General features: G+C 37.7%; 23 protein-coding genes and 1 other annotated feature. Of the genes, 11 read left to right on the top strand and 12 right to left on the bottom strand.

Features of this window, described 5'->3' with window-relative positions; translation table 11 throughout:
- Nucleotides 1-175: 175 nt before the first annotated feature.
- Complete coding sequence (locus ACWZFG_RS11175; RefSeq protein WP_418627093.1) at nucleotides 176-310, top strand: hypothetical protein; 135 nt, start codon at nucleotides 176-178, stop codon at nucleotides 308-310.
- A 156-nt stretch (nucleotides 311-466) separates the two neighbouring features.
- On the opposite strand, the gene ACWZFG_RS11170 is transcribed toward ACWZFG_RS11175, so the two are convergent.
- Together ACWZFG_RS11170 and ACWZFG_RS11165 are read right to left on the bottom strand one after the other, a co-directional pair.
- Nucleotides 467-1,567 carry a FeoB small GTPase domain-containing protein gene (locus tag ACWZFG_RS11170; RefSeq protein WP_455577647.1) on the bottom strand — a complete coding sequence of 367 codons (1,101 nt, stop codon included), beginning with the start codon at nucleotides 1,565-1,567 and terminating at the stop codon, nucleotides 467-469.
- Nucleotides 1,568-1,580: 13 nt separating this feature from the next.
- Nucleotides 1,581-1,811, bottom strand: coding sequence for a FeoA family protein (locus ACWZFG_RS11165; protein ID WP_147669285.1), 231 nt, complete (start codon nucleotides 1,809-1,811; stop codon nucleotides 1,581-1,583).
- Nucleotides 1,812-2,176: 365 nt separating this feature from the next.
- On the opposite strand from ACWZFG_RS11165, the gene ACWZFG_RS11160 reads away from it, so the two are divergent.
- Together ACWZFG_RS11160 and ACWZFG_RS11155 are read left to right on the top strand one after the other, a co-directional pair.
- Nucleotides 2,177-3,097, top strand: coding sequence for a GGDEF domain-containing response regulator (locus tag ACWZFG_RS11160; protein WP_177504769.1), 921 nt, complete (start codon nucleotides 2,177-2,179; stop codon nucleotides 3,095-3,097).
- 20 nt (nucleotides 3,098-3,117) lie between these two features.
- Nucleotides 3,118-3,774, top strand: a complete 657-nt coding sequence (locus ACWZFG_RS11155; RefSeq protein ID WP_418627092.1) for an MgtC/SapB family protein — start codon at nucleotides 3,118-3,120, stop codon at nucleotides 3,772-3,774.
- Nucleotides 3,775-3,833: 59 nt separating this feature from the next.
- Here ACWZFG_RS11155 and ACWZFG_RS11150 read toward each other — a convergent pair whose 3' ends face one another.
- The 3 genes from ACWZFG_RS11150 to ACWZFG_RS11140 form a co-directional block, all read right to left on the bottom strand.
- The gene (locus ACWZFG_RS11150) at nucleotides 3,834-5,705 is read right to left on the bottom strand and encodes a PTS fructose transporter subunit IIABC (protein ID WP_418627091.1); all 1,872 of its coding nucleotides are present in this window, start codon (nucleotides 5,703-5,705) and stop codon (nucleotides 3,834-3,836) included.
- Between the two features lie 102 nt (nucleotides 5,706-5,807).
- A complete protein-coding gene (gene pfkB / locus ACWZFG_RS11145) occupies nucleotides 5,808-6,710 on the bottom strand; it encodes a 1-phosphofructokinase (RefSeq protein ID WP_455577646.1) in 903 nt (300 codons plus the stop codon).
- On the bottom strand, nucleotides 6,688-7,458 hold the full coding sequence (locus ACWZFG_RS11140) for a DeoR/GlpR family DNA-binding transcription regulator (RefSeq protein ID WP_177504772.1): 771 nt from the start codon (nucleotides 7,456-7,458) through the stop codon (nucleotides 6,688-6,690). Before ACWZFG_RS11140 ends, pfkB begins: the two co-directional genes overlap by 23 nt.
- A gap of 257 nt (nucleotides 7,459-7,715) precedes the next feature.
- On the opposite strand from ACWZFG_RS11140, the gene ACWZFG_RS11135 reads away from it, so the two are divergent.
- Both ACWZFG_RS11135 and ACWZFG_RS11130 read left to right on the top strand, forming a co-directional pair.
- On the top strand, nucleotides 7,716-8,846 hold the full coding sequence (locus ACWZFG_RS11135; RefSeq protein WP_177504773.1) for an efflux RND transporter periplasmic adaptor subunit: 1,131 nt from the start codon (nucleotides 7,716-7,718) through the stop codon (nucleotides 8,844-8,846).
- A complete protein-coding gene (locus tag ACWZFG_RS11130) occupies nucleotides 8,843-11,920 on the top strand; it encodes an efflux RND transporter permease subunit (protein ID WP_455577645.1) in 3,078 nt (1,025 codons plus the stop codon). Before ACWZFG_RS11135 ends, ACWZFG_RS11130 begins: the two co-directional genes overlap by 4 nt.
- A gap of 45 nt (nucleotides 11,921-11,965) precedes the next feature.
- Here the strand turns inward: ACWZFG_RS11130 and ACWZFG_RS11125 are convergent, their stop codons facing one another.
- The 3 genes from ACWZFG_RS11125 to ACWZFG_RS11115 are packed head-to-tail and all read right to left on the bottom strand — an operon-like array spanning nucleotide 11,966 to nucleotide 14,919.
- Nucleotides 11,966-13,516, bottom strand: coding sequence for a DHA2 family efflux MFS transporter permease subunit (locus ACWZFG_RS11125; RefSeq protein ID WP_455577644.1), 1,551 nt, complete (start codon nucleotides 13,514-13,516; stop codon nucleotides 11,966-11,968).
- Between the two features lie 21 nt (nucleotides 13,517-13,537).
- On the bottom strand, nucleotides 13,538-14,557 hold the full coding sequence (locus ACWZFG_RS11120; protein WP_177504774.1) for an HlyD family secretion protein: 1,020 nt from the start codon (nucleotides 14,555-14,557) through the stop codon (nucleotides 13,538-13,540).
- Nucleotides 14,554-14,919 (bottom strand): PadR family transcriptional regulator, encoded by a 366-nt coding sequence (locus ACWZFG_RS11115; RefSeq protein ID WP_455577643.1) that lies wholly within the window; start codon nucleotides 14,917-14,919, stop codon nucleotides 14,554-14,556. The genes ACWZFG_RS11120 and ACWZFG_RS11115 overlap by 4 nt, the downstream gene beginning before the upstream one ends.
- Nucleotides 14,920-15,100: 181 nt before the next feature.
- On the opposite strand from ACWZFG_RS11115, the gene ACWZFG_RS11110 reads away from it, so the two are divergent.
- Nucleotides 15,101-15,985, top strand: a complete 885-nt coding sequence (locus ACWZFG_RS11110) for a YitT family protein (RefSeq protein WP_418627105.1) — start codon at nucleotides 15,101-15,103, stop codon at nucleotides 15,983-15,985.
- A 91-nt stretch (nucleotides 15,986-16,076) separates the two neighbouring features.
- Here ACWZFG_RS11110 and ACWZFG_RS11105 read toward each other — a convergent pair whose 3' ends face one another.
- Nucleotides 16,077-16,847 carry a DeoR/GlpR family DNA-binding transcription regulator gene (locus tag ACWZFG_RS11105; RefSeq protein WP_455577642.1) on the bottom strand — a complete coding sequence of 257 codons (771 nt, stop codon included), beginning with the start codon at nucleotides 16,845-16,847 and terminating at the stop codon, nucleotides 16,077-16,079.
- Between the two features lie 180 nt (nucleotides 16,848-17,027).
- Here ACWZFG_RS11105 and phnX point away from each other — a divergent pair, with 180 nt between their 5' ends.
- Both phnX and ACWZFG_RS11095 read left to right on the top strand, forming a co-directional pair.
- Nucleotides 17,028-17,813, top strand: coding sequence for a phosphonoacetaldehyde hydrolase (phnX, locus tag ACWZFG_RS11100; protein ID WP_418627083.1), 786 nt, complete (start codon nucleotides 17,028-17,030; stop codon nucleotides 17,811-17,813).
- Nucleotides 17,813-18,943 (top strand): phosphonoacetaldehyde reductase, encoded by a 1,131-nt coding sequence (locus ACWZFG_RS11095; RefSeq protein WP_455577641.1) that lies wholly within the window; start codon nucleotides 17,813-17,815, stop codon nucleotides 18,941-18,943. Before phnX ends, ACWZFG_RS11095 begins: the two co-directional genes overlap by 1 nt.
- Before the next feature lie 20 nt (nucleotides 18,944-18,963).
- Here the strand turns inward: ACWZFG_RS11095 and ACWZFG_RS11090 are convergent, their stop codons facing one another.
- Together ACWZFG_RS11090 and ACWZFG_RS11085 are read right to left on the bottom strand one after the other, a co-directional pair.
- Nucleotides 18,964-20,184 (bottom strand): fibronectin type III domain-containing protein, encoded by a 1,221-nt coding sequence (locus tag ACWZFG_RS11090; protein ID WP_177504780.1) that lies wholly within the window; start codon nucleotides 20,182-20,184, stop codon nucleotides 18,964-18,966.
- A gap of 168 nt (nucleotides 20,185-20,352) precedes the next feature.
- Nucleotides 20,353-21,909: an ABC-F family ATP-binding cassette domain-containing protein gene (locus ACWZFG_RS11085; protein ID WP_455577640.1), complete on the bottom strand. Its 1,557-nt coding sequence runs from the start codon at nucleotides 21,907-21,909 to the stop codon at nucleotides 20,353-20,355.
- 239 nt (nucleotides 21,910-22,148) lie between these two features.
- Nucleotides 22,149-22,400: a binding site (T-box leader), on the top strand.
- Nucleotides 22,401-22,449: 49 nt separating this feature from the next.
- On the opposite strand from ACWZFG_RS11085, the gene pheA reads away from it, so the two are divergent.
- From pheA to nagB, 3 genes are all read left to right on the top strand, one after another.
- A complete protein-coding gene (gene pheA / locus ACWZFG_RS11080) occupies nucleotides 22,450-23,310 on the top strand; it encodes a prephenate dehydratase (RefSeq protein ID WP_455577639.1) in 861 nt (286 codons plus the stop codon).
- A 17-nt stretch (nucleotides 23,311-23,327) separates the two neighbouring features.
- Entirely contained in the window at nucleotides 23,328-24,344 is a 1,017-nt protein-coding gene (gene aroF / locus ACWZFG_RS11075) for a 3-deoxy-7-phosphoheptulonate synthase (protein ID WP_177504783.1), read from the top strand.
- A gap of 421 nt (nucleotides 24,345-24,765) precedes the next feature.
- Nucleotides 24,766-25,500 (top strand): glucosamine-6-phosphate deaminase, encoded by a 735-nt coding sequence (gene nagB, locus ACWZFG_RS11070; RefSeq protein WP_455577638.1) that lies wholly within the window; start codon nucleotides 24,766-24,768, stop codon nucleotides 25,498-25,500.
- Here the strand turns inward: nagB and ACWZFG_RS11065 are convergent.
- Nucleotides 25,497-25,685, bottom strand: a complete 189-nt coding sequence (locus ACWZFG_RS11065; RefSeq protein WP_455577637.1) for a hypothetical protein — start codon at nucleotides 25,683-25,685, stop codon at nucleotides 25,497-25,499. The genes nagB and ACWZFG_RS11065 overlap by 4 nt on opposite strands.
- Between the last annotated feature and the right edge of the window lie 271 nt (nucleotides 25,686-25,956).

The following is a 25,956-nucleotide window of genomic DNA, read 5'->3' as shown; positions in this document are numbered from 1 at the left end:
TTATTTTTTAAGAAAGTGTATAGATGCTCTTGCATCGATTTTTATACGCTTTCTTTAATTCTTATTATACGCATAAAAGTCAAAAAGTCAATAGGTCAAAAGAACAAGACTTGCAAAAATAATTATTAGAATTATTAGAAAATTCTAATAATATGATTGAAATTGTCGTTTATTTATGATAGAATATAGACAAACAAAAGATACAGCAATCAAAGAAAGAGTTGATTCCAATGTACAAGATAGTGAAGCTGCAGAGAATTTGAGAAGTAAAGGGATGAGTCCAATGTATCCGATAGTTGAAGCAACATAAGCTTAAGTAGAAGGGAAATGAGTCCAATGTAGAATGCAGGCAAAAGAAGAAGAAAATAGATACATAGGAGGGGTTAGATGGGTTTAGATGAGGTCAGTTTTAAATAAGGCAGTCTATTATTGAAAGAATAATAGGCTGTCTTATTTTTTGTCTTAATTATTGCATACAGAAAATGCTTATGCACATGGTTAGTACCTGTTTGCCAGAAGCATGACATTTTCTGAATGCACTGTCGAGGTTAAAGGCGACACGTGGCAAATACCCGAGGTCTTCGAGGAGAGTGAATAGTGGAAAAAAGATAGCCATTGGTGGGAGCATGACAGAGACAACCCATGCGAGTGAGCGATACATACCCAAAATTAAAACTCCATGTAGCCAAACAGGCGCATTCATTGCCATGAATAAATCGGTTAAAGTGTCTTCAAAGCTAAACAATATGCTACTGAGTAATTCTGAAGGATAATTTGCACCTTCTATTGTCAACCAGAAAACGCCACAAAGCATAAAAAACATAATAGGGTAGCCAAATAACCTGGAGGTCAAGATATCATCAAGTCGATATTCCCAATTCTTTTTTTGTTCAACGGGTTTTGTTACGACTTTGCGACATATCATTTCTGCTTTCGCGTAAATTTGAGTGATTTTATCTTCCACATCTGTTGTTGTTTCTGTCTGCGCAGGAGGATAGTCAGGTTTCTTGTTCTTAGAAATAGAAAAGATAGCTTCTTTTAATTGATTTAGTCCGCGTCCGGTGCGAGCAGTCGTCCCGATAACAGGGATGGATAATTCTTTACTTAATTCATCTAGATTTACGGTAATGTTTTTTCTTCTGGCCTCATCAAGTAAATTTACACAAAGCACCACATTGGGGGTTATTTCAAGGATTTGCAAGGCTAAATTAAGGTTTCGCTCTAGACAGGAAGCATCGACGACGATAAGTGTTACATCGGGATTTCCGTGAGAAATAAAATCACGTGTGATTTCTTCTTCACTGCTATGTGCGCTTAATGAGTAGGTGCCAGGCAAATCTACTAAAAGAAATTCCTGACTTTCATGCGTAAATGTCCCCTGGGCATTATCTACCGTTTTTCCTGGCCAATTCCCAGTGTGTTGGCGAAGCCCGGTTAATGCATTGAATATTGTACTTTTTCCTACATTCGGATTTCCAGCGAGTGCAATAACAAATTGATCGGGCGAAGCATCAATTTGGAATTCTTTTTTACGCTGGAGCGTATAATGTATTCGGGTGTCCTGCATTGGTTAACTCCTCCTACAATGTTACTTTAATTTGACTAGCATCTTCTTTTCGGATTGCAATTGTCGCCCCGCGAATTTTATAAGCAATCGGGCTACCGGATGGACTGTGACGAATACATTGAACTACTGTCCCCGGAATAACGCCTAAATCAAGAATTCGCCTTTTAAATAGCCCTTGTAGTTCAATTGTATTTATATAGCAAAACTGTCCGGCTGACAAAGTTGCTAAAGATTGTATTGCCATATGATTAGCCTCCTATTTTTAATTTGATAACAAGTCTGTTCCAGAAGATATTATCCTTCTACTGAAATCAGACAAGTAATATTTTTAGACCTTATTGGTCATCGGATAAAAAAGAAAACGGGTTTAGGTCTTCCTATGATCTGCTATTTTTGAGTAGACCTTTGCTGTAAAATATGCAATTCAATTAAATTTGGTGTAATAAATCAGCGATTGAAATTTTCTCAACTTATCCAGATAGTTATGCACATTATTCACAGGTAGTTTGCAAAAGATTAGAAAAAAGAGAATATTAAAAAATAGTATATTTGAATAAATAATGGTACAATTAGAATGTTATATCAAATTACTATGGAGGGTAGTAAGGAATGGCAGATAAAAGTGTTATCTTAGTGATAGACGATAACATGTTAATATGTACAATTGTGAAAGATATCTTAAAAACAAAGTATGAAAATATCATAACAATACAGGATGCAAATAAGAGTGTAGCTGTTGCAAAAGAGATTCTGCCAGATTTAATTCTACTCGACGTAGTATTGATTAGCACGGATGGGTTCGAAATATGTCGCAGGTTAAAATCGAATCCAATAACTGAAAGTATTCCTGTTATGTTTGTGACAAGTGAAAGTGAAAGAAAAATTATTTCTCGTTGTTTTGAAGTGGGTGCGGTAGATTATATCCGAAAACCATTTATTTCAGCTGAATTGATGGCGAGGGTAGCAGTTCATTTGGAAAGTAGAAAGCATAAGTTACAGCTGCAAAGTATGATTAGGGAAATGGCGGAAGTTCTTCGTCATGATGAGTTGACGAAATTGTACACACGAAGGATATTTATGCAGGAATTGCAAAGTTATTTTGAAATTCAGCATAAATTTGTTTTGGTAATTGCCGATATTGATAATTTTAAAAGAATTAATGATACATACGGTCATGTTATTGGTGATGCGATTTTGACACTGGTTGCAAAAGCATTAAAAGATAATTGCCGCCCCATAGATATTGCCGCAAGGTGGGGTGGTGAAGAGTTTATTATGCTGTTTCCTAGCTTAAATGAAGATTCAACTCGGCAAATACTTGAATGTATGAGGAAGAGTATAAATGAAATTTGCTTAGAACATAAAGGTGAAATGATATCTGTAACAACAACATTCGGGTTTACAAATGTTGATTTTGATGTGGAGATGGAAAAAAGTATCGCGATGGCTGATAAGGCACTTTATTATGGGAAAAAACATGGTAAGAATTGCTGTATTATGTATGATAAATCTTTTGAATTCTTACCTTGATTGTGAATGTAGGTGAGTATATGATTACAGAAAGTGAATTGATTTTTCGTTTAACTTTAGCCTTGTTTTTGGGCGGCCTAGTGGGCTATGAAAGACAAGCCCATCATAAATCAGCAGGCTTGAAAACGAATTCTTTAGTTTGCTTAGGTTCATGTTTGATTATGATTTTATCGATTATGCTTTATCAGCATGTAGAAGGAAAAACAAACGCTGATCCAGCAAGGCTGGCAGCGCAAGTTGTTAGCGGTATAGGTTTTTTAGGCGCTGGTACGATTATGAAAGAGGGATTGACCGTTAAAGGGCTGACTACTGCAGCGTGTCTTTGGGTTGTTTCTGGCGTTGGGTTAGCTGTTGGCGCCGGGTATTATATAGCCGCATTTTTTACATCGGCATTAGTATTTTTCACTTTAGGGATTTTATCGCGTATAGATAAATTGTATGATAAAAATTTAGATGTTTCTGTTGAAGCGATAGATAAATCAGAATTGATTAATCAAATTGGTGTTGTACTAGAAGAATTAAAAATTGAATTTAGTGATGTGGCGATTAAAGATCGAAATAATGGAATGATATTAGTGCAACTGGATGTACATAATTGTGATATTAAACATTCATTAAAAATAATTAGTCGATTAAAGGAAGTTGATGGCGTAGTTAACGTTACAATCAATACATAAAGCAAAGAAACCTAAGACAATGTCTTAGGTTTCTTTTTATATAAATAAGTAAGGGAGAGTTATTCAATTGGTTTTTTTAAGAGTGCTAAAATTATCATGCCGACAATTGCTCCGGCGGCAAGGGCAATTAAATAGTTCAATGGGCTGCCGATTACTGGAACAACAAAAAGACCACCGTGAGGGGCTCGAAGTGTACAGCCAAATAGCATGGATAATCCGCCTGCAACGCCTGCCCCGATAGCGCAAGCTGGAATTACTCTTGTTGGATCAGCAGCGGCAAATGGAATAGCGCCTTCTGTGATAAAGGAAAATCCCATGATATAGTTGGTAAGACCAGATTTACGATCTTTTTCACTAAAACGATTTTTAAAAAAGGTGCTGCAAAGCGCAATTGCGAGTGGAGGAACCATTCCGCCAGCCATTACAGCCGCCATAATATCAAACTGCCCGCTAGCAAGTGATGCTGTACCAAAGACATACGAGGCTTTATTGATAGGACCGCCCATATCAATTGCCATCATAGCGCCAAGAATAACACCTAAGAAGACTTTACTGCCGGATCCCATGGTATTCAGCGTGTTTGTCATCCAAGTATTAATTACGGATACAGGTGGATTGATAAGAAAGGTAATGATAGCACCGATTAGTAATACTCCAAGAACAGGATAGAGAAGTACAGGTTTGATACCTTCTAAAGATGGAGGAAGAGAACTAAATAGTTTCTTTAAGCCTAATACTAAATAACCAGCGATGAATCCAGCGAGTAGTGCGCCTAAGAATCCCGATCCACCGCTATTGGCAAGCATACCGCCGACAAATCCGGCTGCAAGTCCTGGACGATCGGCAATACTCATTGCAATATATCCAGCTAAGACTGGAAGCATAAAGCCAAAAGCCGTCCCGCCAACATTTTTTAAAAATGCGGCAAATGGAGTATTGGAACCAAAGTTGGCTGGATTAATGGTATAGTCATCAAATAAGAAAGCAAGGGCAATTAAAATTCCTCCACCGATGACAAATGGCAGCATATGTGAAACACCGTTCATCAAATGTTTGTAGATTTGGCGCCCTAAACTTTCTGCTTTTTCATTCTCTGATCGAGGTGCTTGTTCAGTAGCCTGAAAAACGGGTACATTTCCCGAAGTTGCTTTTTCTAGCAGATCTTTTGCTTTGTGTATACCATCAGCAACTTTTGTTTGAATTAAGGGCTTACCGTTAAATCGAGTCATTTCCACTTTTTTATCAGCGGCAACAATGATGCAACTTGCCTGATGAATATCTTCGGGGGTAAGTGAATTCTTTATTCCACCAGAGCCATTTGTTTCTACTTTAATGCGTATACCCATTTCTTTAGCTTTCATTTCAAGGCTTTCTGCTGCCATAAAAGTATGAGCGATTCCGGTTGGACAGGCAGTGACTGCGAGGACATCATAGCCAGTAGATACTTCTTTCGCCGGTGCTTGTTCAGCAAATTTTTCGGCTTCTGCTTTGTTTATGAGTTGCAAAAATTCCTCTGTTGATTTTGCATCAAGAAGTGATTGACGAAAGTCGTTGTCCATAAGTAATGTGGCTAGACGGCTTAGGACTTCTACATGTAGATCATTTGCTGTATCAGGAGCTGCAATCATAAAGAAAAGATAGGCGGGTTGACCGTCAAGAGAGTTATAATCTACGCCAGACTTAACCACCATTGCAGAAAGAGCAGCTTTTTTTACTGCACCAGATTTTGCATGAGGAATGGCGATTCCTTCGCCAATACCGGTCGTTCCAGTTTTTTCGCGTTCCAATACAGCAGTTTTATACACCTCTGTATCTAATAAAACGCCTGCTCTGTCCATTAGATTTACCAAAGTGTCAATCGCTTCGCTTTTCGAAGTGATTTGTGCATCTAAGGCGATTGCTTTTGGGGTTAATAAATCAATAATCCTCATAATTTTCCCTCCTAATCATTTGTTTAAGGGCTGTTTCAGTGGGCGTTAAAACGCCTTCTGAAGCAGCCTTATTATTAAATGCCTTTATTTCGTGGTAAAACATTATAATTGTTGCAATAATTTCATTACTTCCTCTTTTGTTGCCAACTCTTCAGAGAATGCACTTGCACTTCCAGTTGCTACGCTTATTTTAAATGCTTTTTCAATGTTGTTTGTCGTTAATAGCCCGGCTAAGAACCCAGCGACCATTGAATCACCAGCGCCAACGGAATTTTTTACAGTACCTTTAGGAACGGGACTTTTATAGATTTTGCCGTCAGAAGTAATCAAGATAGCCCCATCTCCTGCCATAGAGACCAGTACATTTTGGGCACCTTTCGCTTGTAAATTTTTTGCGCAGGAGATAATTTCTTCATTGGTTTTTAATTGTGTATTAAAAATTTCACCGAGTTCATGGTGATTAGGCTTAATTAAAAATGGTTTGTATTTTAAGACATTTAATAATAAATTACATGTAGCATCTACGACGATTTTTATTGATTTAGCTGCAAGATGTTCCATGATTTTTTCATAGATGTCGCTTGGCAATGTACTTGGAATGCTGCCGGCTAAGACTAATACATCCTCATGATGAATTTGATTAAGTTTGTCGAAAAAAGCTTTTAATGAAGTTTTATCGATTTCAGGGCCTTGACCATTAATCTCACTTTCCACGTCAGCTTTTAATTTTACATTGATACGGGATAATCCATCAGATAAATGAATGAAATCGGTTTTACAGCCGAAGGACTTTACTTGGCGCTCAATTTCGTCTCCAGTAAAGCCAGCAATAAAGCCTAACGTTATGCTATCTACGCCAAGGTTATGCAGTACAATGGATACGTTGATCCCTTTTCCTCCGCCGAAAATACGCTCATGTTTCGTTCGATTGACCGCCCCAGCAGTAAACGTATCCAGCTGCACGATGTAATCTAGGGAGGGATTAAACGTTGCCGTGTAAATCATGATTTTCCACCTCAATAATATTTGTATAGTCGCGATATTTTTTATCTTTTAACTTGTCAGTAATAATCGTTGCACTAGACAAGTTGGCAAAAGTGATCGGAGCAATTTTATTAAATTTTGATGCATCAGCAAGGACGTAACATTTTTCACAGCGGAGGATTGCTTCATTTTTAACTGCCCCCTCGCTGACATCTGGCGTTGTGAAGCCAGCTTTAATACTGATGCAGTTTGTACCAAAAAAACCTTTGGTAAAGTTATATTTTTTGATGTTTTCAATTGTTTCGCTGCCTACAATTGCCGCAGTAGTTGTTTTTACTCGTCCGCTGACGATATAAGTAGTATATCCTTTAAAGGCAAGTTTCATTGCATGCCCCATCCCATTTGTCACAAAAGTTGCATGATTTACGTTAATAAAGTCAATCATCCATTCTGTTGTTGTGCCAGCATCAAGATAAACAAAATCATTTGGGCCTATTAATTTGGCGGCAAGTCGGGCAATTGCAATTTTAGATTCTTTATTGAGATCATTTTTAGTTAATACATCAGCTTCATCTGCACTGTAGTTTGTGTCAATTGATGTTGCACCACCGTATACTTTATGTAATTTGCCACGGCTATGTAAAACGGTTAAATCTCGTCGAATTGTAGATTCTGATGTTTTAAGCAATTTTGTTAATTCAGGAACTGTAATCGCTTTTCTTTCTGCAAGTATTGCTAAAATTGTTGTATAGCGTTCTTCAGTTAACATTTTCATCACTTCCTTTTGTTAGTATTATTTTACAATCAAGAGTAGCCAAAGTCAATCATAAATAATCAAATTCAATCAAAATTAATTATATTGCTGCTAACTCAAGAAATATTATATAGGTTAATTTATCCCAAAAGTTGTTAAAGTATTTGTTCTATACCTATCATTACCATAGGCATTGGGTAAAGGCGTTTGTTATAATACAGTATGACTAAGAAGTCATAAATTTTAGAGAGTGAAATGGAAGGATGAACGATATGAATTTCACCAAGGTAAAACGATTTATGCCTATCATTATAGGTATCGTTTTATTGGGTGCGTTTATCGGGTATCGAATTGTTGATAATATTGCAGAAAATAAAATTAGAGCAAAAAATTTAGCAGAAAGTAATATAACATCGGTACAGACGGAGCCTGTAGGAAGACGAGATATCACGCCACAGATGATTTTTTCCGCAGGGCTTGAACCTGTCTGGAGCACAGATATCTCAGCAAAGGTAGATGGAAGAATTGAAACGATGTATGTAAATGAAGGTGATCTTGTTAAGGCAGGTACCGTAGTTGCAACATTAGATGGCGGAGATTTGGCAGGGCAGGTGATGCAGGCGGAAGGAAATCTTCTTGCTGCCGAGTCTAATTTTGAACAGGCACAGCTTGATTACAATCGTTATAGTGAACTGGCGAATGCTGGTGCGATTTCGATGCAGGTATTAGATAATGCACGTACGAAGCGCGACGCGGCATATGGGCAAGTACAAAATGCCAAAGGCTCTTTAGGACTTGTAAAAGAAAAAGAAAAAAATTTAAATATTATTGTACCGCGTGATGGTGTTGTTACAAAACGCCATTTGCAGGCTGGTGCGTTTGTTCGTAGTGGCGCGCCGTTAATTACTGTAGCAGATACTGAGACGTTGCTTGCAAAAGCGACTATCGGAGAATCTCAAGCTGCAGGGTTAAAAATTGGAGCATCAGTAAAAGTGCAAATTGACGCATTAGGCGGAAAAACTGTAAATGGAATGATTACCATGATTTCTCCAGTGGCACAATTACCAGCACGTACTTTTACGGCAGATGTTACGATTGATAACAGTGACGGAATTTTAAAAGGTGGAATGTTTGCTAAAGTAGAAATTCCTGTTGCGACCAAAGGTCAGGTTTTAGCTGTTCCAGAAAATTCAATTATTTTACGTGAGGATCAGCCAAGCGTATTTGTCATTGATGAAGACGGCAGAGCTAATCAGCGCTTAATTCAAGTTGGTGGTACAGGTGGAGGATATGCAGAGGTTATTGAAGGATTAAATGAAGGAGAGCAAGTGGTAACGGGTGGTCAGCATAAATTGCGTGATGGGATGAAAGTTTTGGTAGGAGCAGGCGGTGACGCACAGTGAATATCATTTCTACACTCATAAAACGCCCAGTTTTTACACTGATGCTGGTACTGGTATTAGTCGTATTTGGTCTGCAAGCCTTTCCGAAGCTTGGCGTTGATTTAAATCCGGACGTTGATTTACCGGTAGTAAGTATCACTGCAACGATGACAGGTGCTTCTCCACAGGAGATTGAGACGCTCTTAACAAAGCCAATTGAAGATGCGGTGAGCTCTTTATCGGGGATTAAAACCTTATCATCAACTTCTCGTGAAGGTAGATCGCAGACAACGATTGAATTTGAGTATGGAACAGACTCAAAATTAGCTGCGAATGAGGTGCGTGAAAAAGTTGCGGCAGCCCGTAAAAAACTACCGGATGATATTGATGAGCCGATTGTGCAACGTTTCGATTTATCTGCACAGGCAATCGGTATCTATAGTTTAACTTCAGATAAACGAAGTGTTGGGGAAATTAGAAAAATCGCCAATGACATTATCAAAGATGAACTTCAACGTTTAGATGGAGTGGCAGAAGTCAATGTATATGGTGCTTCTGAGCGTGAAATACACATTGAAATTGATGCGAATAAGTTATCTGAATACAATTTGTCTATTGGACAAATCATGAATGCAGTAAACAATCAGAATATCAATGCCCCGGGTGGTAGTGTAACAGAGAACGGGCGTAAGGTTTCCGTTCGTGCGATTGGTAAATATAAATCCATTGAAGATATCAAAAATTTAGTTGTAGCAAATATAGATGGAAAAATGATTCGTCTCTATGATGTCGCTGAGGTAAAAGACGGTTGGGCAGAGGAAACCGTATCTGCCGATATCAATGCTTCCGCTGGAGTACTAATTGCTGTACAAAAACAATCGGGAACGAATACAGTAGCGGTTGCCGATAAAGTAAAGGCAAGAATGCAGGATATGCAAAAGGTATTGCCAGAGGATATAAAAATTAATATTGCAAAAGACGGATCAACTTTTATTAAAGACAGTGTAAGTGACGTTATGATGTCCTTGGTTTTAGGGAGTATATTAGCAGTCTTGATTACCTATCTGTTTTTACAAAATGGACGTGCAACGCTCATTGGTGCATTAACAATTCCTACTTCATTGATTGCAACCTTTTTCTTGATGCAGATAATGGATTTTACGCTGAATACGATGTCCCTGATGGCACTTAGTTTGGCGGTTGGGATTGTTATCGATGATGCAATTGTTGTCGTCGAAAATATTTATCGGCATATGGAGGAAGGAAAGTCTGCCTTTGCTGCAGCACGTGATGCAACAAACCAATTAAGCATGGCAATTATTGCGACTACATTAACGTTGCTCGCAGTCTTTGTACCCGTTGGGAGTATGAATGGTATCGTTGGACAATTTTTTAAGCAGTTTGGTCTTACGGTGTCTTTCGCTGTGGTTTTTTCTACGTTTGTTGCCTTTACGCTAACGCCTATGCTAGCGGCATATTTTTTAAAGCCTACGCTGATAGATTTCAACGAGAAAAAATGGTGGCAAAAGTGGGTAGATAAAACATTAGCAGCGTTTGAAAAACAATATATAAAATGGCAAAACGCTTATAGCAGTATTATTGCTTGGGTGCTGGATCAACCAAAGAAAGTATTAGTTATTGCGTTGTTATCCTTGCTTATTAATCCGCTGCTCTTACCGTTTTTAGGTAAGGAGTTTCAGCCATCTTATGATTCTGGAGAATTTACGATTGTGTTAACGGCTCCAGCGGGAACTTCTTTGGAAAAAATGAAAGAGTTAATTTATCCGATTGAAGAAACAATAGAGCGTTTGCCAGAGAAAGAAATTTCTTATGCGATTATTGGGCAAAATGGAACGAATAAAGCATCTGTTGGTGTTAAGTTAGTACCATCTAATAAACGAGATCGCTCAATGAATGAGATTATGGATGAACTTAGAACTGAGTTTGCTGGAAATGGCAATTTAAAAGTCATTGTTCAGACGTCCCAAGGTATGGGAGGCGACTCTAGACCTGTACAGTTAGCTTTGCAAGGTGATGATTTGGATCAGCTTACAAATTATGCACAAACTTTAGTAGAGCAAATTTCTGCTTTGCCAGGCAGTGCTGATGTGGATATGTCCATTGACCAATCTGCGCCGGAAATTCAAGTGCGATTAGATGCGCTTCGCATGAAAGATGTAGGCTTAGATACTGCGCAAGTATCTTCTACTTTGCAGATGGCGTTCATCGGTGTATCAACGCCGAATCAGTACAATGCAGGTGACAATGACTACGATATTCGTCTTCAGCTTTCTGAAAAGAATAGAATGAATATTCACGATGTGGGAAATCTATTGATTGGTACAAATCAAAATACGTTCATTCGTTTAGGCGATATTGCTAGTATTGAATTATCTTCTGGACCTACAGAAATTAATCGTGAAAATCGCCAGCGTAAAATTACTGTATATGCGAATGCGATTGGTGTATCTGCTGGTGAATTGTCAAATCAGGCAGCACAGCTTGCAAAGGATTTGCATATGCCACTTGGCTATAGTTACGGATTTGCCGGTGATGCGAAATCTATGCAAGAGACGTTTGGCGAAATGCTTACTGCACTTGTCATGGGATGTGTACTGATTTACATGATTCTTGCAGCTCAGTATGGAAGTTTTGTCCATCCATTTACGATTATGCTTTCCTTGCCGTTTGCTGTCAGTGGTGCGATTGTTGGTTTACTCATTGCAAATCAGACACTCAATATGATGAGTATGATTGGTTTTATCATGTTGATGGGTTTGGTAACAAAGAATGCAATTCTGCTTGTTGACCATGCGAACCAGATGCGCGAGGCGGGAATGGACATTAAATCAGCCTTGATTAATGCAGGTACAGTTCGTCTCCGTCCAATCTTAATGACGACTGCTTCAATGATTTTCGGTGTACTTCCGATTGCATTAGGTCTTGGTGCCGGAGCAGAACTTCGTCAATCTATGGGGGTCGTGTTAATTGGTGGACTAATTACGTCAACTTTATTGACATTAGTCGTTGTACCGATTATTTATCTCTTATTTGATAAATATGAGCAAAAATTACAATTTAAAAAGGTAGAATAAAGCAAAAGAGGTAAGCAGTTTAAACTGCTTACCTCTTTTTTATACTCAATGTGTATTTTTTAGAAATAAAGTAATGAGCACACCTATAATACTGCAGCAAAATAAAACAAAAAAATCATCTTGAAATGCAAGAATCGCGGACTGTGAAGAGATAATCTGGTTTAAATATTGCATAAAGCTCGCATATTTTTCCGGCAAGATATTCATTCCATTAAACCAAAGCTGGCTGCCTAAAGCAACATCGAAACTTCCGCCAAAAAAATTTTGCATTTGCAAAGCGGCGATGAGTTGATAGAGAGAAAAAGAATCATGGGAAACATCGAGCGTTGTTGTTAATATTTGTGCGTGATAAATTTCGCGCCTTGTCAATAAGACCTGCATGATAACGACGCCAATACTAGCATTTAAGAGCTTGGAAAAGTTTAAAATTCCTGAGCCTACACCAAGTTGATCGCGTTTTAATGTCGCCATTGCACACGTTGTTGTCGGCGACATGGTAAGACCTAAGCCAAACCCATAGATAGCAAGAGGCACAAAAAAGTCGTACACACCAAAACTGGCATTGATATCTTTAAGAAGAAAAAAAGCATACAATGCAGCGCTCATACCGCAAAAAGTGACAGGACGGGGGCCGAAAGCAGTACTTAGCTTGCCGCTGATTGCCGCTGACAGTACCATAGCAACTGTTTGAGGAAGCATCATCATCCCGGCTTGAATTGAATTATAATTGAGAATTGATTTTAGAAAAAAAGGGAGTAAATATGTTGTACTTTGCATTGTAAAAAATGTTGTGCCTGCAATGAGATTTGCCAGAAGAAAATTTTGTGAGGTGAATAGTCGAAAGTCAAAAATAGGACTTGGGGTGCGAAGTTCAACGAGAATGAATAGACAAAAAACAGAGAAGAATAAGTATAGTAACGAATTGATGTAATAAGAGTCAAACCAGCCTTCTTTTTCTCCCTGGTTTAAGGCAATAAGCAAGGCAGCAATACTGATAAAGAGGAGAATTCCCCCTAAGATATCGATTGGGGTATCGGTTGTTGCTTTTATTTTTGGAATAAAAATAAAAGCTAATAAAATGCCCAATATACAGAAAGGAATAACAGAAAAGAAAATAGAGCGCCATTGAAAAAGCTCAATAAGATAACCGCCAATCGTTGGTCCTATTGCTGTGCCAATTGCTGCCATTGCACTCCAGAGCCCCAGGGCTGTAGCACGCTCAGCACCTGTAAAGGTTACTGCTACAATCGTCATTGCGTTTGGCAGTAAAGTGCCTCCGCCAACTCCCTGAATTACGCGATAGATAAGCATGGAAGTCCCGCCAGTTGCTGTACCACAAAGTACAGAGCCTATGCTAAAGCAAATAATGCCGATTAGGTACATTTTTTTTGCTCCGTATTTATCACCGAGCTTACCTGTCAGTGGAAGCATCGAGCCATAAGGAAGAAGGTAGCCTAGTGAAACCCAAACGATGGAATCTGAATCAAAATTTAATTCTGCCATAATATCAGGCAGCGCAATATTGATACAGCTGCTCAGGTAAGCACTAATGACTGTGCCAAGACAGACAGCAAGTAAGGTAAGATATCTTTCCAAAATAACCAGTCCTTTTATATTCTATTTTACGTGAATGGTCACAACTGCTGACATTCCCGGTTTTAATGAATAACTTGAAGCAGCAGGACGAATTTTAATTGGAATTCGCTGTGTTATCTTTGTGAAGTTACCAGAAGCATTTTCGGTTGGTAAAACGGAATACTGTGCACCTGTGGCAGGACTAGTTTCATAAACTTCGCCGGTAAATTTCATCCCGGGATATGCATCTATCATAAATTCTACTGGATTACCTAAAGCAATTTTACCAAAATACGTTTCTTCAATATTGGCATTGATCCATACGTCGTCTAAATTGGTAATGTTAAATAGAGGTTTACCTACAGAGATATATTCACCGAGTTCAATGGATTTTTTACCGATGATTCCTCTGGACGGTGCTTTGATAATTGTATCTTCTAACTGAATTTGTGCGTTAGCTAATTCTGCTTTTGCTTGTAAAACGGCAGCATTATTCAAGTCGACATCCTCTTGACGTGAGCCTTCCTTGCTTAAACTAAGGGATTCTTGTGCACTTTGATAATTGGCGAGTGCACTCGCCATTTCTGTTTCTGCAGCATCAAGCTGTTGTTCGGAAATTGCATTTTGTTGAAATAATGCTTGATTCCGTTCATAATTTTTGCGGCTGTTTTCATAGAGTGATTTTTTTTGTAATACGATTGCATTGGCCTGAGAAATTTCTTGAGGGCGATTGCCGGAGACTACTTCGGCAAGTTTTGCTTTTGCCATTTCGAGATTTGCTTTTGCTGTAGTGACCTTATTTTCATATTCTTTTTGCTCAAGCATAGCAATTGGCTGTCCGGCTTCAACAACGGAGCCTTCTTCAACGAGTATTTGTTCAATTCTTCCTGATATCTTTGCACTCACAGTCGTCATTGTTCCTTTTACTCTGGCATCATTTGTTGATACAATCCGGTTGCTGTAATGCCACCACCACAGGGAAGCACCGATAAATAATAGAACAAAAAAAATCGCTAATGCGATAATTTTTTTGTTCGTAATTTTTTTACTAACGTCGTTCATGCGTTTTCCTCACTTTCAAATAAACAAGACCGTAAAATTGCAATATTTTTCTCCATCTGGATAAAATGTTCTTTTGCTTTTTGTTCTAATTCAGGAAAATAATCTAAACCTAGTTGCGTAATATGGTAAATTCGGCGATTGCGCTTATCGGGAGAATCCCAATTGCCGATAATATAACCTTCGTTTTCTATTTTTCGTAGAAGTGGATATAATAAATTTGGATTCGGGCAGGCAACACCTTTCGTATGTTTTTTCAATTCTTCTGAAATTCTATTTCCATAGGTAGGTGAAGTCATTAAGATTTTAAATATGTAAAACTCTAACAGCAATTCAACCCAAGGGCGGAATGTTCTTCTTGCCATGGTTATATCTCCTTAAAACTAATCTTATTAAAACTAATCTTATTATTTTTAATAAGATTAGTCAATAGAATGGCATAAAAAAGCTAGATTTGCGATAAGCGTCTAGATGTGTATAATATAAATAGGAAGGTTTTCAAATAGAAAGGAGTATTTTATGACAGAAAACAATACTGCAGATGCAATGATGATTGAGGAACAGAAGAAAAAAGAGAAGCATAGAAAGAAAATGAGATTTTTCATAAAAAAGTATTTATTTTTGTTTCTAGGTTCGATTATTACGGCAATTGGGCTGGAAATATTTTTAGTACCAAATAACGTAATTGACGGTGGGATTGTCGGAATTTCCATTATGGCTAGTGCTCTTACTGGGCAACCACTGGGGTTATTTTTGGTATTATTAAATATTCCGTTTTTATATTTGGGCTATAAACAGATTGGGAAAACATTTGCGTTTGCTACGTCTTTTTCTATTATTTCGCTGTCTATTTGGACATCGTATTTTCATCCTGTGGCAGAGATTACGCATGATTTATTTTTAGCTGCAATATTTGGTGGGATTATTACAGGTTTGGGTGTAGGGATTATCATTCGTAATGGGGGATCTTTAGACGGTACGGAAATTGTCGCCATTATTATGGACAAGCGAAGCGGATTTTCCGTTGGTGAGATCGTTATGTTTATGAATTTGTTTATCTTAAGTAGTGCTGGCTTGATTTTTGGCTGGGACAGAGCAATGTACTCTTTAGTGGCATATTTCATTATTGCGAAAGTGATTGATATTGTAATTAAAGGGCTGGATGAATCTAATGGAGTGATGATCATTACATCGAATCCTGATGAAATTGCTGAAGCATTAATGGCGCGTTTGGGGCGTGGCGTAACAATTCTCCACGGTGAGGGCGGTTATACTGGCGATCCCAAAAAAGTACTATACTGCGTAGTAACACGGCTAGAAGTTGATAAATTAAAAGCAATTGTTACGGAAAAAGATGAATCTGCATTTGTGACAATTAATCAAGTACATGATATTATGGGCGGCAGGTTTAAAAAGAAAGCAATCCATTAAGAAATCAAAGGGCGTACCGAATTTTTTCGGCACGCCCTTTAGTATTATTCGATGGCTAACGCAGGCTAAAGATTTTCTTGAAACAGCATGTTTACAAGATATGTATTCCGCTTGATGCATAGAGTTTTTTTAAGTCGTCAGAAACATAATCATCCATGACAATAGTATCTAATTGCTCAGAAGTAAACAACATTTTTTTTGAAATTCGATTCAACTTGCTGGAATCCATCACAGCAATCGTTCGCTTAGAGTTTTTTTTCATGGTCTGCATAATTGGTATTTCTTGAAATCGGAAGTCGGTAAATCCATTTTCGGGATGAACGGCATTAATTGATAAAAAACAAAGATCTGGATAATATTTTTTCAACTCTGTTTCACATTGGGGTCCATAAAGTGATTGCTCTTTAGCGTTTAATTCGCCACCAACTACGATTATTTTAAGAGAGGGTGTTTTCATCAAGATAGAAACAGCAGCAATATTATTCGTAATAATTGTACAAGAAATAGACTTTTTAGAAATTTCTTTTGCAAGAAGTGCAGTAGTTGTTCCTGAGTTGAGCATGATAACATCATCTTTATGAATAAAGGATAAAGCTTTTTCAACGAGTTGGAGTTTTTGTGGCGTATTAATAATTTCACGCCCTTTAAAATCTGAGAATTGTAGCATTTGGCTAGGTAGGCGAGCACCACCGCGAATGCATTCTAAAAGCCCTTCAGTTTCCATTGTTTTTAAATCTCGCCTTATCGTATCAATAGATACGCATAGAATTTGAGCTAAATCAGATAATTTTACAATGGGAGAGATATTAAGTTGTTGTAGAATTTTATCTTTACGTTCATCATAAAGCATAGATAATCGCATCACTTTCTTTTAGATTGAATATATTATATCTTGTGTCTCGTCACTTTGGCAACCAAGAAAAAGAAAGCATATTTTAATTGTTTTTGCAAATAAAAGTTGTTATAATCAAGATATGTTGCAGTGTTTTGCAACATATTGCAATATATTGCAATATGTTAAATGAAAAAGAGAGGTTTGGATATGATAGAAGCAGTAATTTTGGATTGGGCAGGGACAACGGTGGATTATGGTTCGTTTTCGCCAATTTACGCATTTGAAAAGACATTTCAGACTTATGGGATAACACCTACGATTGAGGAAATACGCGAACCGATGGGAATGCTTAAAATTGACCATATTCGGACGATGCTTAAAATGGAGCGATTGACAGCATTATGGCGGGAAAAGTATAAATGCAAGCCAACCGAGACAGATGTTTTGGAGTTGTATAAAGTCTTCCAAGATGAGGTTTTTCAAGTGCTTGAGGAGTATTCTACGCTAAAACCACAGGTAGTAGAAACGGTGCAAATTTTACGCGAGCGAAAAATAAAAATAGGTTCAACGACAGGCTATACGAATGCAATGATGGAAATTGTGACGAAAAAAGCTGCAGACCAAGGCTATAAAGTTGATTATTGGGTGACGCCGGATATGACGAATGCTAAGGGGCGTCCATATCCGTATATGATTTTTCGCAATTTAGAATATATGGGGATTTCCAGTGTACGTAACGTAGTAAAGATTGGCGATACCGTATCCGATATAGCAGAAGGAAAAAATGCCGGAGTAACGACGATTGGAGTAATTGATGGCAGCTCGATTATGGGAATGAAGCAAGCGGATTTTGAAAGCTTACTAGAGAATGAGAAAAAGCAAAAACGTCAAGCGGTACAAAAAGTTTATCAAGCAGCAGGGGCGGATTATACGATTGAGAACTTTGGACAATTACCGGAACTTTTATCACGCATTGAAAAGGGGAATGCTTAATGGAATTTTTTAATCCCGTACATATCGTTGCAGGACAAGGGACATTGTCTTCTTTAGATAAATCAATCGAAAAACTGCATTTTCAGATCAATAAAATATTACTGATTACGCGTGGCGGAGATTTTCAGTTATCAGCAGGATATCAACAAATAAGGGCTGCTTTAAATGAATATGAGGTTCATGAAATCGCCTTTGATGTAAGCAATCCTGATATTAGTGAACTTTTTCAATTATTAAAAGAGCTAGAGAGAGTTGACTTTAATTTTGTCATTGCAGTTGGCGGAGGCAGTGTGCTCGATATGGGGAAAAGTATTGCAACGCTTTACCGAATGGAGATTGCTGATGTTGCAATGCTTAGAGAATGTATAGGAAAAGGAAGCTATGCTGAGGCTGTCATCCCTTGGATAGGAATTCCGACCACTTCCGGTACGGGTTCAGAAGTAACGCCTTGGGCGACTATCTGGGATAAGGAATTAGGTGGAAAACTATCGCTAAGCAATCCGAAAAACTTTGCTCGTATTGCAGTTGTTGATCCAATATTAACAAGCGCATTGCCAGTTGGACTTACCGTATCATCAGCGCTTGATGCAGTATGTCATGCAACTGAGGCTTATTGGGCAAAGCGGACAAACGAGGTATCACAGACGTTTGCCCTTGCAGCAATACGAAGGATAAGAGAAAGTCTAGAGTTGCTGCTGCAAAATCCTGAGGATTTATCTTTGCGTGAAGATATTGGCAAGGGAAGTTTGTATGCAGGAATAGCATTTAGTAATACGAAAACGACGATTTGTCATTCCTTATCCTATCCGCTTACTTCACAGTTTGGTATTCCACATGGAATTGCAGCAGCTTTATCACTCGCTGCATTTATGAAGTTTAACGAGGGGGAAATTAAGAATAAGCAGGAACTTTTGGCTGCGTTCAACTGTGAAAACGTTGCTGAAGTCGGGAACTGGATACATCGGATGATGCAGCTTGGTGGATATGGACATCAACTGAAAAATTATGGTATTAAATTAAAAGATTTCCCGCAAATTTTGCATCATGCCTTTACAAAGGGGAGAGCGGATAATAATCCAGTAGTTGTAACGGAAGACACTGTATTGACTGTATTAAAAAACATATATTGATTTTGTAATTGCGGTTTGGTTTATTTTTTTATTTCGAATGTATCAATGATTGTGGAGTCTTGTTTTTGGGCGGTTACTGTTAAAGTATTAGAAGTAACATTTAAAATTAAATAATTGGGCTGATCAAGGGCGCGGTCAAAAATGACTTCGTAAGGTTTGGCAAGTGAACTTTCCCAAGTTTTATCACCACTGCGTCCTGTAGAAATATAAATGGTTCCATTTTCGGCGGGAACGCCCTGATAAAGCGGTTTAGTTCTTCCATAGGAATGAATATGTGCGCTAAAGACAATGTCTACGTGATGCTGGTCAAAAATAGGGATAAATGCTTTGCCGAGATTGTTTAGATTGGCGGTATCTGGGTGGCTGAACAATCCACGGTGAATCAATATAATTTTCCATTTCTTTGTTGTGGCGGCTAAATCTTGATTAAGCCAAGGAATTTGTTTAGCAGTTAAATCAGGCTGATAAGCGTCAAGTTCTTTTTCTTGACTATCTAAAACGACGAAATGTACATCGCCATAATCAAAAGAATACGTTTGCCCAAGTAAGTCTTTCGCGCCATTTTGAGGCAAGTCAAATAAGGCAAGATAGAGTGTCGGTAAAGTAAATTCCCATTCCAAAGAGTAAGCTTCGTGATTTCCTTCGATTGGGGCTATCGGTATTAGTGGTAATAAAGGTTTGGCGCCCTCGAGCCAAGCTTGCCATTGATAAAAGCTAGCACCATTATCAACGAGGTCGCCCATATTAATAAAAAACTGCGTAGTTGGATGTGCAGTGATTGCACTGTTTACCGTATCTCCCCAAACTGTATAATCGGAGCATTGCGAATCAGGAAAAATAAGCGCAGAAAAATTTGATTCTTTTGCGGCAGTAGATAGTGTATACCAGTCTGAATATGCACCATCGCTGCCGACGCGATAGCGATAAGTTGTATTTGGAATAAGTTCGGTCAAAGTTAAAGAATGTAGTTGAAAATTGCCGAGGTCGGTAGTTAATATTTTTGTTATGGCTTGCTTTTTTATCATGGTTTCGCTATTTAATGGTTTGTATTCGATAAACTGAGGGGCATCGGTGGGGTCGGTCTGCCAACTAATGGTGCGGCTTGATGTACTATCAGCAGTAATCACTTGACGGACGTATTTTGGTGCTGGTGAAGTAATTGCATTCTCTAAAAAAGGAAACGCATAAATTGTTCCAAGGCTAAGGCATAAAATAATCAAAACAAAGTACCACTTTTTCAAAATGCACCCCCCTAGCAAATGTTGTAGATTTAGTTTAACAAAATCAGCTTAATTTATTCGATGACTAGAATTTAGAGGGAGTTAAAATTCAAATAAAATCAGAGCCTATTTTATATGAAATAAAAATAGACTAGCCTCATAAAAGAAAGCTAGTCTATTTTTATTATTTTATACGATTTTTGTTGTCCATCCCTCAACGTTCCAAACGTCAGTTACCCAATCTTCATAGAATTCAGGTTCATGGGATACGAGAAGAATCGTTCCCTTGTATTCTTTTAAGGCGCGCTTTAATTCATCTTTTGCTTCTACGTCTAAATGGTTTGTCGGCTCGTCTAGGACAAGAAGATTGATTTTTTTCTGCATTACTTTACAGAGTCGTACTTTGGCAGCTTCACCACCACTGAGTACCATCATCTTGCTGGTGATATGTTCATTCGTCAATCCACAGTTTGCCAGTGCGGCACGAACTTCGAAATTGCTCATGCCAGGATATTCTTGCCACACTTCTTCTAAAGCAGTATTGTCATTGTCGCGGCTGGATTCTTGTTCGAAATAGCCAGGCATGACAAAATCGCCTAATTCCACATTGCCGGAAATTGATGGGATAATGCCTAATAAAGTTTTTAATAAAGTTGTTTTTCCTAAGCCATTTACGCCACGAATCGCAACTTTTTGTCCGCGTTCTAAGGTAATATTTACTGGTTTCGTCAATGGTTCATCGTAGCCTAACACGAGATGCTTTGCCTCAATGACGAAGCGACTTGGTGTTCGGGCTTCTTTAAAGTGGAAATGTGGTTTAGGTTTTTCTTTAGGTTTTTCTAAGATTTCCATTTTATCTAACCGTTTTTGGCGACTGTTTGCCATACCGCGTGTTGCTACGCGCGCTTTATTTCTAGCGATGAAATCTTCCAAGCGGTCAATCTCTTGTTGTTGGCGTTCAAAGGCGGCATTTTCTTGCTTTTTGCGCATTGCATACATGGCTTGGAATTGCTCATAGTCACCGGTATAGCGTGTTAATGTGGCGTTTTCTACGTGATAGATAACGTTGATTACGCTATTTAAAAATGGAATGTCATGAGATACGAGAATAAAGGCATTTTCGTAATTTTTCAAGTAATTTGTCAACCACTCAATATGCTCAATATCGAGGTAATTTGTCGGCTCGTCTAAAATAAGAATGGTTGGGTTTTGTAATAATAATTTTGTTAATAAGACTTTTGTCCGTTGGCCACCACTTAAATCAGTTACGTCTTTATCAAGTCCAATTGATCCCAGACCTAACCCGTTGGCGATTTCTTCAATTTTTGCATCAATGGTATAGAAGCTGTTATGGTCAAGAATATCTTGAATTTCACTCGTTTCATTCATCATTTTCTCAACTTCGTCAGGGGAAGCTTCCCCCATTTTGTCGTAAAGTGCAATCATTTCTTGTTCTAATTTAAACATATCGTCAAAGGCGGTACGAAGTGCTTCGCGAATCGTCATGCCTTTTTTTAATACGGAATGTTGGTCTAAATAGCCGACCGTTACACGGTTTGACCAAGAAACTTTTCCTTGATCCGGTTGTAATTGCCCGGTAATAATATTTAAAAAAGTAGATTTACCTTCACCATTTGCACCAATTAAACCGACATGCTCTCCCTTTAACAGGCGGAAAGATGCATCTTCTAATATCGTTCTTGCTCCAAATCCATGGGATACGTGTTCAACATTTAATACACTCATGAAAGACTCCTTTTAAGTAATTATTTAATAACAAATGAAAGAATACTTCTTTTATACACAGTAGAATATCGTATTGCTCAATTTAAATCAAATGTTTTTCGCATTTTAACGAAAATAAGAAGGTTAACAATAAAATTAAAATACACTTGTACATTAAGAATGTACTGAATGTACAAATTTTTTAAAAATGCTTGCGTATGGTTTTTTATTGTGCTAAAATAAGCATAATTTCATTTGAGAAAAAGATGATGAAAAGGAAAAGTAGCCATAGCTGATGATTACAGAGAGTCGGGATTTTGCTGGAAGCCTGATATTAGATGATATGGGGAAGTTCGCCTTGGAGTTGCCCGCTGAACTTTGTTGTAGGTGGTGTCGGAACCTTTACCGTTATCAGAAAAGGGAAGTATCGGCTTTATGCCCGTACTTTATAGAGTGATTTGTCATTGACAAATAATTAAGGTGGTACCGCGATTTGAGCCCTCGTCCTTTATGTAGGACGGGGGATTTTTATTTTTAGTTTTCAGAGAAGGGGGAGTACATTTGAAAGAGTGCAAATTAGGTTTTCTTGGACCGCAAGGGACGCACAGCGAAGAAGTTGCTTTGTTTTTGCAGAAAGAGTCTCCACAAATTACATGGAAACTCAAACCGTTTCAAAGCATTTACGACGCGATTTGCGCTGTAGATAATCATGAGGTTGACAAAGTGATTGTTCCCGTAGAAAATTCTATTGAAGGGGCAATCAATATTACTCTTGATACATTAGCGCATGATGTTGATTTACAAATAGAACGAGAAATTGCCTGGATGGTGCATAATCAATTGATGGCAAAAGATCCAAATGAAAAAATCACGACAATAATTTCACATGCTCAACCATTAGCTCAATGCAGAACTTATATAAAAGAGCATTATCAAGATGCTGAAATTAGACAAGTATCGAGTACTGCACGGGCTGCAGAAATCGTAGCCAGTGGAGTGAGAGGATATGCTGCGATTTGTCCGAAAAGGGCTGGTGATATTTATCACTTGACGACAATAGCAACAGAAATCCAGGATAATAATACAAATTGTACTCGCTTTATTTTATTGAAAAAACGACAGAACAATCTGATTAGTGGAGGCGCAAAGACATCAATTATCTGTCAAATAAATGGAGCTAAATCAGGAAGCCTTTGTGAAGTTTTGTTGGCTTTCGCAAAATATGAAGTCAATTTAACAAGGATTGAATCGCGTCCAGCGCGAACTGGGTTAGGAGAATATATTTTCTTTTTGGATATGGAAGGTTCTGGTCAAGATAAAAATGTCCAAGGTGCATTGGCTGAGGTGCGAAAAAAGAGTTTATGGATGAAGAATTTAGGTTCTTTTAAAGGCATAAAAATAGATCAAATAATTAATAATTAATATGGAGGAAGATAATTATGGTAATTATTATGAATAGTGATGCAAAAAGTGAAGAAATTAAGGCGGTAGTTGAACGGGTTCACTCCGTTGGCTTAAAAACGCATATTGTAGAAGGAGAGAAAAAGACGATTATTGGTGTAATCGGCGATAAAAGCATTATGGCAAGATTGACAATAGATGCAATGAGTGGTGTTGATAAAAGCGTGGAAGTATCGTCAAGTTATAAATTGGTAAGTAGAGAATTTCACCCAATGGACAGTATTGTAGATGTAGCTGGTGTGAAAATCGGTGGAGGAAATTTGATTGTTATGGCAGGGCCATGTGCGGTGGAAAGCAGGGAACAATTATTTGAAGCTGCTGATATCGTAAAAGCAGGCGGTGCGCAATTTTTAAGAGGCGGGGCCTATAAGCCACGCACATCTCCTTATGCATTCCAAGGGCTAGAAACAGAAGGGTTAAAATATTTAGCGGAAGCTAGAGAACGCACTGGATTGAAGATTGTTACAGAAGTAACTGAGGTGCAAGCGATAGAGACTGTTGCAAAATATGCGGATATGTTACAAATTGGGGCTCGCAATATGCAAAACTTTGGTTTGCTTCGTGAAGTAGGGCGTTCAAACAAGCCTGTTCTCTTAAAGCGCGGTTTGGCAGCGACGATTAATGAATGGTTGCATGCGGCAGAATACATTTTAAGTGAAGGCAATCAAAATGTTGTTCTTTGTGAACGTGGAATTAGAACGTATGAAGAATATACAAGAAATACATTGGATTTAAGTGCAGTAGGAATTATAAATCATTTAAGTCACTTGCCGATTATCGTTGACCCAAGTCATGGTACGGGAAAATGGCGCCAGGTAAAACCAATGGCAATGGCGGCTGTTGCTGCCGGAGCAGATGGATTAATGATAGAAGTGCATCCAAATCCTGAAAAAGCACTTTCTGATGGAACACAGTCCTTGTGCCCTGAAAACTACTACAAAACAATGAATAGTGTTTTTAAGTTGGCAGAGTTCATTAAAGCAGAAAATTTATAAGTTGAGCGTATTTATAGTAAAGAATGGCAACGGACTAGAAAGTTGTCATTCTTTTTATTTCTAGATTTTTATAATAGCTAATGTCCATTATTGTCGCTGGAGAGGGAATGCGATAAATTTAAATTGTTTTTTAAAATAATGGGAAATATTTACAAACATTAAATTTATTTTTGAAGATTTATCTATCATAGGAAAGGAATTTCTATTTAAATATGTGATTATAATATTTACCCAGAAGGTAAAAGCTTAAATGCTGATTGCGAATAAATGGTTGACGAAAAAGTCAGCTTTTTCATTAGAATTAATTTATGTTTACCTATAATATAGAAGTAAAAAATAAAGGGCAGCAGAATTTTAAGAAAGATATAAAGATTATAATGATGCTGGTAAAAGGAAAAATTGCATATGGGGAGAGATGAAAATGCGTGTAATTGTAACAAATTCATATGAAAAAATGAGTGCAACAGCGGCAAAAATGGTAGCAGGACAACTTTATTTAAAACCTGATAGTGTGCTTGGCTTGGCAACAGGAAGTACACCTTTATTGATGTATCAAAATTTGATACGTGTACATAAAGAAATAGGGTTGGATTTTTCGGAGGTTATTACTTTTAATCTTGACGAATATCTGGGATTAAAGAAGGAAGATCGTAATAGTTATCATTATTTTATGCACGAAAACTTTTTCAAATATATTAATATAAAGCCTAAAAATATCTATATCCCAAATGGGAGTGCAAAAGATATTGAGAAAGAGTGCAAGCGATATGATGCATTGATAGATGAAAAGGGCGGTATCGACTTGCAAGTTTTGGGTATTGGGAAAAATGCGCATATTGGGTTTAATGAGCCTGATATAAAGTTTGAGGCTACAACACATAAAGTGAAACTCGATGAAGAGACTGTAAATGCAAATGCGAGATTTTTTAAAACGATTGATGAAGTACCAAGATATGCAATTAGCATGGGGATCAAAACGATTATGCATGCGAAAAAAGTAATTTTATTAGCAAATGGGGAAAATAAGGCGCAAGCTATACAAAAAGCAATTTATGGTGGGGTACGTCCTGATGCACCAGCATCTATTTTGCAGTTACATCAAGATGTTACGGTTATTGTTGATAAATCGGCAGCAAGCTTGCTGGGGAGAGTTTAAACTATAGTTGAAGGAAAGATAAAGTTTGGATGGGGTAAAAATAAAGCCGCTTTAGCATAAATTCTTTCAGCTGGCAGTGAGATTGATATATGATGAAGTGATAAAACATTTTTTAAGGTTAATGGGCATAGAGTTGCCATTGTAGCAAAAAAAGTATTGACAAGGCACATTTCTTCTGATATCATAATAAAAGTCGTCAGCGGGAAACGCTTACGGCACTAACTAAAAAGAAATTCACCAAAAAGAATTTCAAAAAAAATATGTTGACAACAATCCTTGATTGTGTTAATATAAATGAGCTGGTTCGCCGGCAACCAAGTGTTCCTTGAAAACTAAACAATGTAGATATTAAGTAATGTATTACTTGATTCAATTATGCCAGATGTGCGGGTTTCGTTTTAAACGAAACACAAAACAAATGTTACAATAAAGTAACAACAATTTCTTTTAAAGAAA

This window comes from Anaerosinus sp., assembly GCF_965318445.1.
This window is presented reverse-complemented; position numbering and strand designations above follow the sequence as displayed.